At 72.8% G+C, this 18,025-nt stretch carries 2 protein-coding genes; both read right to left on the bottom strand.

What is annotated here, in order from left to right:
* Nucleotides 1-119: 119 nt before the first annotated feature.
* A complete protein-coding gene (locus tag ACZ4A5_RS26655; RefSeq protein ID WP_467589365.1) occupies nt 120-974 on the bottom strand; it encodes a methyltransferase domain-containing protein in 855 nt (284 codons plus the stop codon).
* A 171-nt stretch (nt 975-1,145) separates the two neighbouring features.
* Entirely contained in the window at nt 1,146-18,002 is a 16,857-nt protein-coding gene (locus ACZ4A5_RS26650; protein WP_467589362.1) for a type I polyketide synthase, read from the bottom strand.
* Nucleotides 18,003-18,025 lie beyond the last annotated feature (23 nt).

Below are 18,025 nucleotides of genomic sequence, written 5' to 3'. Positions count from 1 at the left end.
GGAGCCTGCCGGCCGCCTCGGACGAGGACGAGGCCACCCACGGCCCGGCTGGGGGGGGGGGGGGGGGGGGGGGGGGGGGGGCCCCCCCCCCCCCCCCCCCCCCCCCCCGGGCCGACCGCTCAGACCTGCGCGGCCTCGGGCCGCCGTGCCGACGCGATCAGGTAACCCATCTCCGGCATCTCCAGGTTCTCGCCCTCGGCCGGCTTCAGCTTCGCGAAGACCTCGGGGTCGATCTTGGAGGCCAGCTCGGTCATGTTCTTGGCGAGCGCCTCACCGAGCCGCTTGACCGACTGCCGGGTGGTGTTCTCGCTGACGTCGAGAACCTCCGTGCAGCGCAGCCCCGCCTCGCGCATCAGCGTGGGGTACGCCTCGAAGGACGCCGGCGACTGCGTGTGGTAGCGCTTGAGGATGCCCTCGATGACCGGACGCCGGGCCTCCGAGATCTGCTCCCGCTCGTAGTTGTCCGTGAGCGTGAGCCGGCCGCCCGGCCGCAGCACACGCGCCGCCTCCGAGAGCGCCGCCTTGCGGTCGGGCATCTGCATGACCGACTCCAGCAGCCACACGGCGGAGAAGGAGGCGTCCTCGAAGGGCAGGTCCATGGCGTCCCCGTGCAGGAACGTGACCTTGTCGCCCACACCGGCCGCCGCGGCCGCCTCGTTGGCCTTCTCGACCTGCTTGAGGCTGACGCTGATGCCGACGACCTCGGCACCCGTCACCTGGGCGAGCCTGATCGCCGGACCGCCGACGCCACAACCGATGTCCAGCACGCGGTCACCGGGGCCGACCTGGAGCCGCCGGATCATCATGTCGGTGAGGCGGTTGGCCGCGTCCTCCAGGCCGGTGGTGTCGTCCTGTCCGTCCCAGAAACCGACGTGGATGTTCGGCCCGTACAGCGACGCGTCGAACGCGCCCACCAGCTGGTCGTAGAACTCGCCGACCTGTGCGCCGACGGGCGTGAAAGTCGAAGACGTCATGGTGTTTCTCCCCGAGATATGCGATCTGTTGAAATGCGATCTATGGACAGGTGGTCTGTGCAGACGGGAAGCCTCGGCGCGGCCCGCGCGACGCGTGCACGCCCTTCCCGGCTTCCTCTTTTTCCCGCGTGTCGAGCGATGGCGGGCCCGGCGGGCTGCCGGGCCCTCGCATCACACGTTCTTCGCAAGCCAGTCGAGGACCGCCTGCGCGGTGGCGCCGGCGTGGTCCTCCATCATCGTGAAGTGGTCGCCCGGCACTTCGATCCGCGTGAGCTCGCCGCCCCACGCGGACTCCTCGTCGACCCCCTGTTCCGACCCGGTGAAGGTCTCCTCGGCCTTCACCGCCAGGATGGGGGCGTCGATGGGCGCCGGCCCCCAGGTGGAGAAGAGGCGCAGATAGCCGCCCATCGCCGTCAGCCGGCCCTCGTCGACCACGCCGAACATCTTCTCGCGGTCGAACATCTTGCCGGACAGGTTGGTCTGGATCCAGGGCAGGGCCTCACTGCGGGGCAGATAGGTGTCGAGCATCACGACCGCGGACGGTGCGATGCCGCGCTCCTCCAGCAGCCCGGCGACCGCCTGGGCGATCCAGCCACCCGAGGAACGGCCGACGAGCACGAACGGTTCCTCTCCCACGCTCCGCAGCACTGCCTCCGCCTGCATCTCCACCACCGCGTCGACGCTCGCCGGAAGCAACTCGCCCTTCGCGAATCCGGGTTCGGGCAGGACGGTCACGTCCCGACGGCCCCGGAAGCCCGCGGCGAAACGGGCGTATTCGCGGGCGCCCGAGATGGCCACCAGCGACGGGAAACACACCAGGCCCGGCGCCGTGCTGCCCTTGGACAGCCGGACGAGCTTGGGCGGACTGGTGAGTTCCGCGGCCGTACGGAAGGAGGGGCGCAGCCGGGCGGCCGCCATCAGCAGCTGGGTGCCCGCCACGTACTCCCCGTCGGCACACGCCTGCCGGTACAGCGACTCGATCGTCGAACCGGTCGCGCCCCCGCCCGCCGCGCCCGCAGCCGGCTGTCCGGCGGCGGTTCCGGCGGACTCCGCCGGAGGCGGCTGGGTGCCCGCGGCGCCCGGCAGCAGCTGGGTGCGCAGGTAGGCCGCGAGCGCGGCGGACGTGGTGTGGTCGAAGAGCAGCGTCGCCGGCAGGGTGAGCCCGGTGACGTGGTTGAGCCGGTTGCGGATCTCCACCGCGGTGAGCGAGGTGATGCCCAGCTCCAGGAAGGCGTGCTCCTCCTCGATCATGTCCGGCGAGTCGTGACCGAGCACGGTCGCTGTGTGCGTGCGCACCAGCTCGGTCAGGACCCGGTCCTGCTCCGCCGCCGTCATGCCCGCGAGCCGCTGCCCGAGCGGCACCTGCCCCGCGTCTCCACCGCCGGAGGCGGCAGCGGCCTCGGCCGTCCTGCGGGCCGGCACCCGCACGAGACCGCGGAGCAGAGGCGGCGTGCCGACCGACGCCGCCTGTGCCCGCAGGGCCGCGAGGTCCAGGCGCATGGGCACCAGAAGGGCGTCCGACGGGCCGTCGCCGTCCGCGGCCGCCTCCGCGACCGCCAGGTCGAGCAGGGCGAGCCCCTCCTCGGAGGTCAGCGCGGCCACGCCGGAGCGGTTCAGCCGCTTGACGTCCTCGTCCTCCATGTTCCCGGTCATGGTGCTGCGTTCGGCCCACAGGCCCCATGCCAGGGACACCGCGGGCAGCCCCTCCGCCCTGCGGAGCTGGGCCAGGGCGTCCAGGAAGGTGTTGGCGGCCGCGTAGTTGGCCTGCCCGCCCGCACCGAAGACCCCCGCCGCCGACGAGAACAGCACGAACGCCGACAGCGGCAGATCCCTGGTCAGCTCATGCAGGTTGACGGCCGCGTCCGCCTTGGGGCGCAGCACCGTGTCCACCCGCTCCGGCGTCATCGAGGCGAGGACGCCGTCGTCGAGCACACCGGCCGCGTGCACCACACCCGTCAGCGGGTGCCCGGCCGGCACACCGGCGAGCAACTCCGCGAGCGCGGAGCGGTCGGCGGCGTCGCAGGCGGCCAGGCGCACCGACGCACCCAGGGCCGTCAGCTCGTCCACCAGCTCGGCGGCACCGGCGGCCGCCAGGCCACGACGGCTGGTCAGCAGCAGGTGCCGTACGCCGTGCTCGGTCACCAGGTGCCGCGCCACGAGGGAACCCAGCACACCGGTCGCACCCGTGACGAGCACCGTGCCGCCCGGCGCCCACACCGGGGCGGTGACGGCTTCGTCCCCGCCGGACCGCGGGCCGCCGGCGGCCGCCCGCACCCGGGCGAGCCGCGGTGCCGAAGGCCGCCCCGCGCGCACCGCGAGCTGCGGCTCGTCCCCGGCCAGCACCTGCGGCAACGCCGCGAAGGACGCCTCCTGCGCGTCGAGGTCCAGCAGCACGAACCGGTCGGGGTTCTCCGACTGCGCCGCCCGTACGAGCCCCCACACCGCCGCGCAGGCCGGATCGGCGACCCCTTCCACGGGCCGGACGGCGACCGCCCCGTGCGTGACGAACACCAGCCGGGACCGCCCGAACCTCTCGTCGGCCAGCCACGACTGCGCAAGCCGCAGCGCCCGGTGCACCGCGTCACGGACCTTGTCGGCGGACAGCGCCGGGCCGGCCGCCTCGGGCGCCTGGTCGGAGAACGGGACGAACACCAGCTCCGGCACCCGTCGGCCGGACGCCACGGACTCCGCCAGAGCCGACAGGTCCGCATGCGTCTCGACCTGCGCCCCGGCCGACTTCAGAGCCGCCGGCAGCCGCGTACCGTCGCCGCCGAGCACCGCCCACCCACCGGGGACGGCGGGCGCGGCGGCAACCGCCACCGGGGCCCATTCCAGCCGGAAGAGGGAATCGTGGAAGGCCCCGTGCGCCCGGCTGAGCTCCTCCCGGGAGATCGCGCGGGTCACGAGCGACTCCACGGAGAGCACCGGCCGGCCCGACTCGTCGACCGCCGTCAGCGCCACCGCGTCCGGGCCAGCCGGAGCCAGCCGGACCCGCAGCACGGACGCGCCCGCCGCGTGCAACGCCAGGCCGTTCCAGGCGAAGGGGAGTCGGACGCGTCCGGTGTCCCCGCTGCCGCCCTTCCCGCCCGGCTCCGTTCCGTCCGCGGTGCCGGGCAGCCGGACGAACCCGCCGAACGCCATCGCGTGCAGCGCCCCGTCCAGCAGGGCGGGGTGCACGCCCAGGTCTCCGGCCTCGGACCACTGCTCCTCGGGCAGCCGGACCTCCGCGAAGACCTCCTCGCCCCGGCGCCACACGGCACGCAGCCCCTGGAACGAGGGTCCGTAACCGAAGCCGCTCCGCGCGAACCTCTCGTACAGGCCCTCGACATCGACCGCTTCCGCGTCCGCCGGAGGCCACGCCTCACCGCTCACGGGGCCGGAAGCGGGTCCCCCGTCCGCGAGCACACCGGTGGCGTGCCGCGTCCAACGGCCGTCCTCCGCCTGCGAGTACACACTCACCGGCCGCCGCCCGAGCTCGCCGGGGCCGTCGACGGCGACCTGGAGGCGCACCGCACCGTCTTCGGGCAGGACGAGGGGGGCCTCCAGGGTCAGTTCCTCCACCCGGCCGCAGCCGACCGCGTCTCCGGCCCGCAGCGCGAGCTCCACGAACGCCGTGCCCGGCAGCAGGGTCACACCGGCCACGGCGTGATCGGCGAGCCACGGGTGCGTACGCAGCGAGAGCCGTCCCGTCAGCAGCACGCCGTCCGAGGCGGGCAGGGTGACCGCGGCACCCAGAAGCGGGTGATCGGCGGCGGACAGACCCGCCGACGTGACATCACCCACCGCCGCGGGGGCCGACTCCAGCCAGTAGCGCTGGTGTTGGAAGGCGTACGTGGGGAGGTCGACGCGACGCGCGCCCGTGCCGTCGAAGAGGGCGGCCCAGTCGACGGGAGCCCCGCCCACGAATGCCTCGGCGACGGAGGTGAGGAAACGGTCGAGGCCGCCCTCGCCACGGCGGAGAGCACCGACGGCAGTGATGGTGTGGGCTTCGGCGGTCTGCTCGATGCCCATGGTCAGCACCGGATGGGCACTGGACTCCACGAACAGGCGGAATCCATCGTCCAGCAGTGCCTGGACGGCTTCCTGGAAGCGGACGGTCTGACGCAGGTTGCGGTACCAGTAGGCGGCATCGAGCGTGTCGGTCTCCAGCACGCCACCGGTCACCGTCGAGTAGAACGGCACGGAGGCCGGACGCGGGGAGATACCCGCGAGATCACGCAACAGCGCGCTCTCGATCTCCTCCACGTGCGCGCAGTGCGAGGCGTAATCCACCGCGATACGACGCGCACGGACACCGTCCGCCTCGCAGCCGGCGAGGAGTACATCAAGGGCGTCGTTGTCACCGGAAACAACCACCGTGGCCGGTCCGTTGACGGCTGCCACCGCGAGTCGGCCGTCCAGCCGCTCTTCAACCGCCTTCACATCCAGCGAGACGGACACCATCCCACCACGGCCGGACAGCGCGCGCAGAGCCTTGCTCCGCAGCGCCACCACCTTCGCCGCATCCTCCAGCGACAACGCACCGGCCACACAAGCAGCCGCGATCTCACCTTGGGAATGACCGATGACAGCGGCCGGCTCCACACCCGCCGAACGCCACACCTCGGCCAGCGAGACCATCACAGCCCACAACACCGGCTGCACCACGTCGACCTGATCAAGCCAGGCGGCGTCCTCCGCACGCAGCAGATCGGTCAACGACCAATCCACATACGGCGCCAACGCCGCCGCACACTCCGCGATCCGCTCCGCGAACACCGGCGAGGAATCCAGCAGTTCAGCAGCCATACCGGCCCACTGCGACCCCTGCCCCGGGAACACGAACGCCACACGGCCGTCCGCCCCCGCGACACGACCCCGCACCACACCGGGCGCCTCACGCCCGTCCGCCAGCGCGCTCAAACCATCCCGGTGCCCCGCCAGCACCACAGCCCGGTGCTCGAACACACCCCGGCCAGCCGCCAGCGAGAAGCCCACATCCAGCGGCGACAACTCCCCCACATGCGCCGACAACCGCTCCGCCTGCGCACGCAACGCGGGCTCGGACTTCGCCGACACCACCCACGGCACCACCGGCAGCGGCCGTTCCGGCCGCTGTTCCTCGGCCTCGGGCTGAGGGGCCTGTTCGAGGATGATGTGCGCGTTGGTGCCGCTGAGGCCGAAGGAAGAGACTCCGGCCCGGCGCGGCCGCCCGGTCTCGGGCCACGATGTGGCCTCGGCCAGCAGCTCGACCGCGCCCGCCGTCCAGTCGACGTGCGGCGACGGCTCGTCCGCGTGCAGCGACCGCGGCAGCACACCGTGGCGCATCGCCAGCACCATCTTCATGATGCCCGCGACACCGGCGGCCGCCTGGGTGTGGCCGATGTTCGACTTGATCGACCCCAGCCACAACGGCCGTTCCACCGGCCGCTCCTGGCCGTACGTCGCCAGCAGCGCCTGCGCCTCGATCGGGTCACCCAGCGTCGTGCCCGTACCGTGCGCCTCGACCGCGTCCACCTCGGCGGCCGACAGCCGCGCGTTCGCCAGCGCCGCGCGGATCACCCGCTGCTGCGACGGGCCGTTCGGCGCCGTCAGACCGTTGCTCGCACCGTCCTGGTTCACCGCCGAGCCACGCACGACCGCCAGCACCTGGTGACCGTTGCGCCGCGCGTCCGACAGCCGCTCCAGGAGCAGCATGCCGACGCCCTCGCCCCAGCCGGTGCCGTCCGCCGCGGCCGCGAACGGCTTGCAGCGGCCGTCCGTGGCCAGGCCGCGCTGACGGCTGAACTCCACGAATGTGGCGGGGGTGGACATCACGGTCACGCCGCCGGCCAGGGCCAGCGAGCACTCGCCCTGCCGCAGCGACTGCGCCGCGAGGTGCAGGGCGACCAGCGAGGACGAGCACGCGGTGTCGATCGTCACCGCCGGGCCCTCGAGACCGAAGGTGTAGGCGATGCGGCCGGACGCGATGCTGCCGGACCCGCCTGTCGCCAGATAGCCCTCGGCACCCTCGGGAATGCTCTGCAACTGCGAGCCGTAGTCGTGGTACATGAGGCCCGCGAAGACACCGGTCGCGGTGCCGCGCAGGGACGCCGGGTCGATCCCGGCCCGCTCGAACGCCTCCCACGACGTCTCCAGCAGCAGTCGCTGCTGGGGGTCCATGGCCAGCGCCTCGCGTGGCGAGATGCCGAAGAACGCGGGGTCGAAGTCACCGGCCCCGTGCAGGAAACCGCCTTCGCGGGCATAGCTCTTGCCGTCGCTGTCCGGGTCCGGGTCGTAGAGCCCGTCCGCGTCCCAGCCGCGGTTCGCGGGGAAGCCGGAGACGGCGTCCTCCCCCGCGGCGAGCAGGCGCCACAGGTCGTCCGGTGTGCGCACCCCGCCAGGGAAGCGGCAGCCCATGGCGATGATGACCACCGGGTCGTCCTCGCCGTCCGCCCCGGCGGACAGGGCCGGTGCCGCGGGCCGGACGTCCTCGCTCCGGCCGGTCAGCTCCCCGCGCAGGTGCCGCGCCAGGGCGGTGGGCGTCGGGTAGTCGAAGACGAGCGTGGACGGCAGGCGGAGCCCGGTGGCCGTGGCGAGCCGGTTGCGCAGTTCGACGGCCGTGAGGGAGTCGAAGCCGAAGTCGTTGAACGCCCGGCCCGGCTCCACCGCTTCAGGGCCCGCGTGGCCCAGCACGGCGGCCACACAGCGGCGTACGAGGTCCAGGACCAGCCGCTCACCGTCCGCCGCCGAGGCCCCGGCGAGCCGCTCGCGCAGCTGCGCGGCGCCCGCGTCGCGGACCGTGTCGGCGGCCCGGCGGCTCGTGGGCCGCACCACCTCGCGCAGCACGTGCGGCACTTCCTCGCCACGGCGCGCCTGCACGGTGTCCAGTCGCATGGGGACCACCACGGGCGCGTACGCCGCGGCGGCGGTGTCGAAGAGGGTCAGGCCCTCCTGCGGGGACAGCCCGAGCACGCCGGACTGTTCGATCCGGCGCAGATCGGTGCCGGCCAGACCGCCCGCCATGCCGTCGCCTATGTCCCACAGGCCCCAGGCGAGGGAGAGGCCGCGCAGGCCCGCGGCCCTGCGGCGGCGCACCAGCGCGTCCAGGAAGGCGTTGGCGGCGGCGTAGTTGCCCTGCCCCGCGGTGCCGAACGTCCCCGCCGCCGAGGAGAACAGCACGAACGCGGAGAGGTCCATGGCCTCGGTCAGCTCGTGCAGGTTCGCCGCGGCGGCCACCTTGGGCCGCAGGACGGCGTCCACGCGCTGCGGCGTGAGGGAGTCGACGACGCCGTCGTCCAGCACGCCGGCGGTGTGGACGACCGCGCGCAGCGGACGGTCCGCCGGGATGTCCTCCAGCACCGCCGCCAGCGCGTCCCGGTCCGCCACGTCACAGGCCGCCCAGGTCACGGAGGCACCCGCGGCCCTCAGCTCCGCATCCAACGCGTCGGCGCCGTCGGCGTCCGCGCCCCGGCGGCTCACCAGCAGCAGATGCCGGACGCTGTGCGCGGTCACCAAGTGGCGTGCGAGCAGCCCGCCCAGCGTGCCACCGGCACCGGTCAGCAGGACCGTGCCCCGCTCGTCCCAGGTCGCCGAGGGCTCCGGCACGTCCGTGGCCCGCACCCGGTCCAGGCGGGCGCCCAGCAGGTCTCCGTCCCGGACCGCCACCTGGGGCTCGCCGCAGGCGACGGCGGCGGACACCAGGGCAAGGTCCTCGTCGGACAGCCCCCGCGCCTCTTCCTCGCTGTCAGGAGCCGCCAGGTCGACGAGGACGAAGCGCCCGGGGTGCTCCGTCTGCGCGGTCCGCAGCAGCCCCCACACGGCGGCCGCCGCGAGGTCCGCGACGTCACCGTCGGCCTCGGCCGCAACCGCGCCCCGGGTGACCAGCACCAGGCGCGAGTCGGCGAACCGCTCCTCCGCCAGCCAGCCCTGCACCAGGGCCAGCGCCCGGTGGACGGCGTGCCGCACCTCGCCGGCGGCCACACCCGATACGGACGGCAGGGCGCACACGACCACCGGCGGCAGCGCCGCACCGCTCTCCACGGTCGCGCGCAGCGCGTCCAGATCCTCGTGGAACGGGGTCCGGGCGAGCACCGCTTCCGGCATCGCCTCCCGAGGCAGGAGTCCGGCGCCGCCCAGCAGGACCGGTTCGGCCCCCGCCTGGTGCGCCGAGGCCACGCGGCGCCACCCCAGCCGGAACATCGACTGATGGAGCACGCCGCCCGCGGCGTTGATCTGCTCGGCCGACACGGGCCGTGTCACCAGCGACTCGACGGTGGCCACGAGCGCGCCGTTCCCGTCCGTCACCTCCATCGACAGCGCCGCACCGTCGGCTCCCGCACGGCTGAGCCGTACGCGCAACACCGAAGCGCCCGTCGCGTACAGGGACACGCCGCTCCATGAGAACGGCAGCCGGATGCCTTCGTCCGCCGAGGAAGGCAGGGCCGCGGCGCCCACCGCGTGCAGGGCCGCGTCCAGCAGGGCCGGGTGCACCCCGAAGCGGCTCGACTCCTGCTCCACGTCCTCAGGCAGCAGAACCTCCGCGTAGACCTCCGTCCCCCGGCGCCACGCGGCCCGGAGGCCCTGGAAGACCCGTCCGTACCGCAGACCCATCGCCGCGAGCCGTTCGTAGTGACCGTCGAGGGCGACGGGTTCGGCGCCTTGCGGCGGCCATACCTGCTCGCCGCTGCTCGGACGCGCCTCCTCGGGGGCGACCCTGCCCGTCGCGTGCCGGACCCACGGTTCACCGTCGCCGTCCGGCCGCGAGTGCACGGTCAGCGCCCGGCCGCCCGCGTCGTCGGCGTCGGTGACCGACACCCGTACCTGCACGCCGCCCTGCTCCGGCAGGACGAGCGGTGCTTCCAGCGTCAGCTCCTCCACCCGAGGGCACCCGACCCGGCCACCGGCGTGCAGCGCCAGTTCGACGAAGGCCGTCCCGGGCAGCAGCACCGCGCCCATGACGCTGTGGTCCGCCAACCAGCCGTGCGTGGCCAGCGACAACCGGCCGGTGAACAGGCAGCCGTCGGAGTCCGGCAATGTCACCGCGGCACCCAGCAGCGGATGACCCGCCGCACCGAGCCCGATGGACCCGACATCAGCGGCCCCTGCGAGAGATTCCAACCAGTAGCGCTCGCGCTGGAAGGCGTAGGTGGGCAGGTCGACCTGCCGGGGGCGGGCCGGGGCGAGCAGCGCGGCCCAGTCCACGGGGTGACCCTGGACGTAAACCTGAGCCAGCGCTTCGAACAACGTTGCCGCTTCGTCGCGGTCCCTGCGCAGGGCCGCGGTGAAGAGCGCCTGCGGAGCGGCGTCCTGACCCATGCCGGACAGAACACCGTCCGGGCCCAGCTCCAGGAACGTGGTCACACCCTGATCCGCCAGACATGCCACGCCGTCGGCGAAACGGACGGTCGCCCGGACGTGGCGCACCCAGTAGTCGGGGTCACACAGCTCCTCAGCGGTGGCAAGACCGCCGGTGAGGTTGGAGACCAGCGGGATACGCGGCGCCTCGTACGACAACCCCTCGACCGTCTTACGGAAGTCGGCCAGCATCGGCTCCATCAACGGGGAGTGGAACGCGTGCGAGACACGCAGCCGCCGGGTCTTGATCCCCTGCGCCTCCAGCCGGGCCAGGACCTCGGAGACCGACGCCTCGGCGCCGGAAATCACCACCGACGAGGTCCCGTTGACAGCGGCCACGTCCACATCCGTGCGGTCGGCGAGCAAGGGCAGCACATCCGCCTCTGCCGCGCGCACCGACACCATCACGCCACCGGCCGGCAGCGCCTGCATCAGGCGGCCACGCGCCGCCACCAACGCACACGCGTCCGCCAACGACCACACACCGGCTATGTACGCGGCCGCGATCTCACCGATGGAATGCCCGGCAACGTAGTCCGGCTTCACACCCCACGAAGCAGCAAGGCGATAGAGGGCCACTTCCAGGGCGAACAGGCCGCACTGCGTGAACACCGTCTCGTCGAGAGCGTCACCACCCTCGAACACAACCTCACGCAACGGCCGTTCCAACGCGAACGCCGCACACACCTCATCAAAAGCCTCAGCAAAGACAGGGAAGGCGTCATACAGCTCCCGCCCCATCCCGACCCGCTGACTGCCCTGCCCCGAGAACACCAACCCCAGCTTCCCCGGGCCCGACACACCCCGGACCACACCAGCAGCAGGCTCACCCGAGACCACCGCACCCAAACCAGCGGCGAAAGCCTGCGACTCACCGGCCAACACCACCGCACGGTGCTCAAACGCCGCACGGGCCGTGGCCAGCGAATACGCGACGTCGACCGGCGACACGCCCTCATCCGTCAGCGACAGCAGCCGCTCAGCCTGACCCCGCAACGCCGCCTCGGACTTCGCCGACACCACCCACGGCACCACAGGCAACGAGCACTCCGAAGCCACCGGGAACTCCAACTCCGGCGCCTGCTCCACGATCACATGCGCATTCGTCCCGCTGATACCGAACGACGACACACCCGCACGACGCAACTGGCCGCTCTCAGGCCACGGCGTGGCCTCGGTCAGCAGCTCCACCGCACCCGTGGACCAGTCCACATGCGGCGAGGGCTCGTCCACATGCAGCGACCGCGGCAGCACACCGTGCCGCATCGCCAGCACCATCTTCATCACACCTGCCACGCCGGCGGCGGCCTGTGTGTGGCCGATGTTCGACTTGATCGAGCCGAGCAGCAGCGGGCGGTCCTCGGAGCGCTCCTGGCCGTACGTGGCCAGCAGCGCCTGCGCCTCGATCGGGTCACCCAACTTCGTGCCCGTACCATGCGCCTCGACCGCGTCCACCTCAGCAGCCGACAACCCCGCACTCGCCAGCGCCGCACGGATGACGCGCTGTTGCGAAGGACCGTTCGGCGCCGTCAGACCGTTGCTCGCGCCGTCCTGGTTCACCGCAGAACCACGCACCACCGCAAGCACCCGATGCCCATGACGCCGCGCATCCGACAGCCGCTCCAGCAACAGCATCCCCGCACCCTCGGAGAACCCCGTACCATCCGCACCCGCCGCAAACGCCTTACAACGACCATCAGGCGCCAACCCACGCTGACGACTGAACTCCACAAAAAGCGCCGGCGTCGCCATCACCGTCACACCACCAGCCAACGCCAAAGAACACTCACCCTGACGCAACGACTGCACCGCCAGATGCAACGCCACCAACGACGACGAACACGCCGTGTCCACCGTCACCGCAGGACCCTCGAAACCGAACGTGTAGGACACACGCCCGGAGACGATGCTGCCGGGGCTCGGGGAGCCGGGCGTGCCGTCGGGGCCCTGGAGGAGGCCGTAGTCGTGGTGCATGATCCCGGCGAACACACCGGTCTGGCTGCCCCGCACCGACACCGGATCGATCCCGGCCCGCTCGAACGCCTCCCACGACGTCTCCAGCAGCAGCCGCTGCTGCGGATCCATCGCCAACGCCTCACGCGGCGAGATCCCGAAGAACGCGGGATCGAACTCACCGGCGTCGTAGAGGAATCCGCCCTCGCGGGCGTGGATCTTCCCCGGCATGTCGGAGTTCGGGTCGTACAGCTCGTCGATGTTCCAGCCGCGGTCGTCGGGGAACGCGGACATCGCGTCGGTGCCGTGTTCGAGCAGCTTCCAGAGCTCCTCCGGAGAGCGTACGCCGCCGGGGAAGCGGCAGCTCATGGCGACGATGGCGATCGGCTCGTCGACGGACGCGGCCACCGCGGCGGCGGGAGTCGCCGTACGAGTCACGACCCCGGCATGCGCCGACACCAACTCACCCAGCAGGTAGCGGGCGAGCACAGCAGGGCTCGGATAGTCGAAGACCAACGTGGCCGGCAAGCGCAGACCCGTCGCCGCGTTCAGCCGGTTCCGCAGCTCCACCGCCGTCAACGAGTCGAAACCGAGCTCCTTGAAAGCACGCTCGCTGTCGACCGAGCTCCCGTCGGCATACCCCAGGACGGCGGCGACCTGCGTGCACACCAGAGCGCGCAGCGCGTCGTCCCGCTCGGACTCCGACAGGTTGGCCAGGCGCCGCCACAGCTCCGGGGCGTCGGCGCCGGACGACGCCTCCACCGTACGGCGCGTGGGGACGCGCAGCAGGTCACGCAGCAGCGCAGGCACCACGCCGGACGAAGCCTGGGCACGCAGCGCGGGCAGGTCGAGCCGCAGGGGCAGCAGCGCCGCTTCCGCAGTGGTCGCCGCGGTGTCGAACAGCGCCAGACCCTCGTCCGAGGTGAGCGGGGAGATGCCGCCGCGGCGCATGCGGCGGACGTCCGCGTCGTCCAAGTGGCCGGTCATGCCGCTGCGTTCGGCCCAGAAGCCCCAGCCGAGCGACACCGCGGGCAGGCCGTGGGCGCGCCGGTGGGCCGCCAGGGCGTCGACGAAGGCGTTCGCCGCGGCGTAGTTGCCCTGACCCGCGCCACCGAACGTACCGGCGGCCGAGGAGAAGAGCACGAACGCCGACAGGTCCAGGCCGCGCGTCAGCTCGTGCAGGTGGAGGGCCGCGTCGACCTTGGGGCGCAGCACCGCGTCGATCTGTTCCTGCGTGAGCGACGCGACGACGCCGTCGTCGAGCACACCGGCCGCGTGCACGACTCCCGTCAGGGGGTGCTCGGCGGGCACGGTCGCCAGCAGCCCGGCAAGGGCCGCGCGGTCGGACGTGTCACACGCCGCTACGGTCACCGAGGCGCCCAGCGCCGTCAGTTCCGCCGCCAGCTCGGGCGCGCCCGTCGCCTCCAGGCCCCGCCGGGAGACCAGCAGCAGGTGCCGTACGCCGTGCCGTACGACCAGGTGCCGTGCCACCAGGCTGCCCAGCGTGCCGGTCGCACCGGTCAGCAGCACCGTGCCGTCCAGGTCCCAGGTGAATCCGGACTCCGCCGTGGCCGCCTCCGCGCGCGCCAGCCTCGGCGCGAACAACTCGCCCGACCGCACGGCGATCTGCGGTTCTCCGGAAGCCTGCACCGCGTCGAGCACGCCGGTGCGCGCCTGCCGCTCGTCCAGGTCGACCAGGACGAAACGGTCAGGGTGCTCCGCCTGCGCCGACCGGACCAGGCCCCACACCGCGGCCGCCGCCAGGTCGGGCACGTCCTCGTCGGGCGCGGTCGCCACCGCGCCGCGGGTCACCACGACCAGGCGCGACCCGGCGAACCGCTCCTCGGACAGCCACTCCTGCAAAGTCTCCAGAGCCCGCCGCGTGGCAGCCCGGACATCGGCCGGATCGCCGTCGAAGGGCGCGGTGAAGGAGACCGCCACCGCGTCGGGAACCGCCGCTCCACCCTCCACGGCTGCCCGCAGCGCCGCCAGGTCCGCGTGGACCACCGCGCCCAGCGCGTCATCGAGGTGCGCGGCCGCCGGGCCGAACGCCGCCCACCGCGCCGTGGGCGCGGCGGCACGCACCGGGACGCCGCGCCACGCGACACGGTAGAGCGCGTCGTGCGTGGTGCTCGCCGCGGCCTCCAGTTGCTCCGCCGAGACGGTACGCGTGACCAAGGACGTCACCGTCGCGACCGGGGCACCGGCGGTGTCCGCGGCGACCAGGGACACCGCTTCCGGTCCTGCCGGGGCGAGCCGTACGCGCAGCGCGTCCGCGCCCGTCGCGAACAAGGACACCCCGCCCCACACGAACGGCAGGCCGGGCCCACGGTCGCCCGCGTTGTGCTCCTGGGCCTCCGGGCCGGTGGCCATGGCGTGCAGGGCGGAGTCCAGCAGAGCGGGGTGCAGCCCGAATCGGCTCGCGTCGGCGCGCTGTTCCTCGGCGAGTGCGACCTCGGCGAACACCTCGTCGCCACGGCGCCAGGCCGCCCGTACGCCCTGGAAGGCAGCCCCGTACTGGAGACCCGTCGCCGCCAGCCGCTCGTACAGGTCGTCCACCGTCACCGGCTCCGCACCGGCCGGCGGCCAGACGGCCAGCTCGGCGGCAACGGCGGCTTCCTCGGCACCTCGGGTCGGGCCGTCCGTCAGCACACCGGTGGCGTGCCGCGTCCAGGGGCCGTCGGCGTCGTCCTCCAGCCGGGAGTACACGGCCAGCGGCCGCTGCCCCGCCACGTCCGCGACGCCCACCGACAGCTGCACCTGGACCGCGCCGTTGTCGGGCAGCACGAGGGGGGCTTCGAGGGTCAGCTCGTCCAGGTGGCCGCAGCCGACCGCGTCCCCGGCCCGCAGCGCGAGCTCCACGAACGCCGTACCCGGCAGCAACACCGTCTCACCGACGGCGTGATCGGCCAGCCACGGATGCGTACGCAGCGACAGCCGTCCCGTCAGCAGGAACCCTTCCGCATCCGCCAAGGCCACGACCGCCCCCAGAAGCGGGTGGTCGGCCGAGCCCAGGCCCAGGCTGGCGGCGGCGTTCTGGCTCACCACCGGGCCGGTGGTCTCCAGCCAGTAGCGCTCACGCTGGAAGGCGTAGGTGGGGAGGTCGACGCGGCGGGCGCCCGTGCCGTCGAAGAGGGCTGCCCAGTCGACGGCAGCCCCGCCGACGAAGGCTTCGGCGACGGAGGTGAGGAAGCGGTCGAGACCACCCTCGTCGCGGCGCAGGGAACCGACGGCGGTGATGGTGTGGGTCTCGGCGGTCTGCTCCACACCCAGGCTCAGGACCGGGTGCGCGCTGGACTCCACGAACAGGCGGAATCCGTCGTCCAGAAGAGCCTGGACGGCCTCTTGGAAGCGGACGGTCTGGCGCAGGTTGCGGTACCAGTAGGCGGCGTCCAGGTTGCTGGTCTCCAGCACCGATCCCGTCACCGTTGAATAGAACGGTACGGAGGCCGGTCGCGGGGAGATACCCGCGAGATCGCGCAGCAGCGCGCTCTCTATTTCCTCCACGTGCGCGCAGTGCGAGGCGTAATCCACGGCAATTCGGCGGGCACGGATACCGTCCGCCTCGCAGCCGGCGAGGAATTCATCGAGGGCGTCGACATCGCCGGAAATAACCACCGTGGCCGGCCCATTGACGGCTGCCACGGCGAGTCGGCTGTCCAATCGCGCCTCGACTGCCTTCACGTCCAGCGAGACGGAGACCATCCCGCCCCGGCCGGAAAGGGCCCGCAGAGCCTTGCTCCGCAGCGCCACCACCTTCGCCGCGTCTTCCAAAGAGAGCGCGCCTGCAACACAAGCAGCAGCGATCTCACCCTGCGAATGACCGATGACAGCGGCCGGCTCCACACCGGCCGAACGCCACACCTCGGCCAGCGAGACCATCACAGCCCACAACACTGGCTGCACCACGTCGACCTGCTCAAGCCAGGCAGCATCGTCACCACGCAGCAGGTCGGTCAACGACCAATCCACATACGGCGCCAACGCCGCCCCGCATTCCGCGATCCGCTCCGCGAACACCGGCGAGGAATCCAGCAGTTCGGCCGCCATACCGGCCCACTGCGACCCCTGCCCCGGGAACACGAACGCCACACGGCCGTCCGCCCCCGCCACACGACCCCGCACCACACCCGAAGCCTCGCGCCCATCGACCAGCGCGCTCAGACCATCCCGGTGTCCCGCCAGCACCACGGCACGGTGCTCGAACACACCCCGGCCGGCCGCCAGCGAGAAGCCCACGTCCAGCGGCGACAACTCCCCCACACGCGCGAGCAACCGCCCAGCCTGCGCACGCAACGCCGCCTCGGACTTGCCCGACACCACCCACGGCACCACCGGCGCCTCGACCCGCGCCGGCTCCTCCTCGGCAGCCGCCGCGGGGGCCTGCTCGAGGATCACGTGCGCGTTGGTGCCGCTGATCCCGAAGGACGACACGGCCGCCCGGCGGAGTTCGTCGCTCTCCGGCCACGGTGTGGAGTCGGTCAGGAGCCTGACGGCCCCGGCGGACCAGTCCACGTGCGGGGACGGCTCGTCGACGTGCAGGGTCCGCGGCAGCAGGCCGTGCCGGATCGCCTGCACCATCTTGATCACACCGGCGACACCGGCGGCCGCCTGGGTGTGGCCGATGTTCGACTTGATCGAGCCGAGCCACAACGGCTGGTCGCCCGGCCGCTCCTGGCCGTATGTGGCCAGGAGCGCCTGCGCCTCGATCGGGTCGCCCAGCGTCGTGCCAGTGCCGTGCGCCTCGACGGCCGCCACCTGCTTGGCGGAGAGCCTGGCGTCCGCCAGGGCGGCGCGGATGACGCGCTGCTGGGACGGGCCGTTCGGCGCGGTCAGGCCGTTGCTCGCGCCGTCCTGGTTGACGGCGGAGCCGCGGACGACCGCCAGCACCGGGTGGCCGTTGCGCTGCGCGTCCGACAGCCGCTCCAGCAGGAGCAGGCCGACGCCCTCGCCCCAGCCCGTGCCGTCGGCCGCCGCCGCGAAGGGCTTGCAGCGGCCGTCGGGGGCCAGGCCGCGCTGGCGGCTGAACTCCACGAAGGTCCCGGGGGTGGACATGACCGTGACACCGCCCGCCAGGGCGAGCGTGCACTCGCGCCGGCGGAGGGCCTGGGCGGCCCAGTGCAGGGCCACCAGGGAGGACGAACAGGCGGTGTCGATCGTCACCGCCGGGCCCTCCAGGCCCAGGGTGTAGGCCACCCGGCCGGAGGCGATGCTGCCCGCGGTGCCGTTGCCGAGGTAGCCCTCGACGCCCGCCGGGACCGACTCCAGGCCGGTGCCGTAGTCGTGGTACATGACGCCGGTGAAGATGCCGGTGCGGCTGCCGCGTACCGACTCGGGGTCGATGCCGGCCCGCTCGAACGCCTCCCAGGCGGTCTCCAGCAGCAGCCGCTGCTGCGGGTCGGTGGCCAGCGCCTCGCGCGGGGAGATACCGAAGAACGCCGGGTCGAAGTCACCGGCCCCGTGCAGGAATCCGCCTTCGCGTGCGTAGCTCTTGCCCACGGCGTCCGGGTCGGGGTCGTACAGCCCCTCGACATCCCAGCCGCGGTCCTCGGGAAAGCCCGAGATGGCGTCCACGCCGGCGGCCACCGACCGCCACAGCTCCTCGGGGGAGCGCACTCCGCCCGGGTAGCGGCAGCTCATCGCCACGATGGCGATCGGCTCGTGGTCGGCGGACTCCGCCTCCTGGAGGCGCTGCCGCGTCTGGTGCAGCTCGGCAATGACTCGCTTGAGGTAATCCCGGAGCTTGTCTTCGTTACTCATCGCGCTTTCCCATCAAAAGCTGT

The organism is Streptomyces sp. NPDC025618, from assembly GCF_055558795.1.
This window is presented reverse-complemented; position numbering and strand designations above follow the sequence as displayed.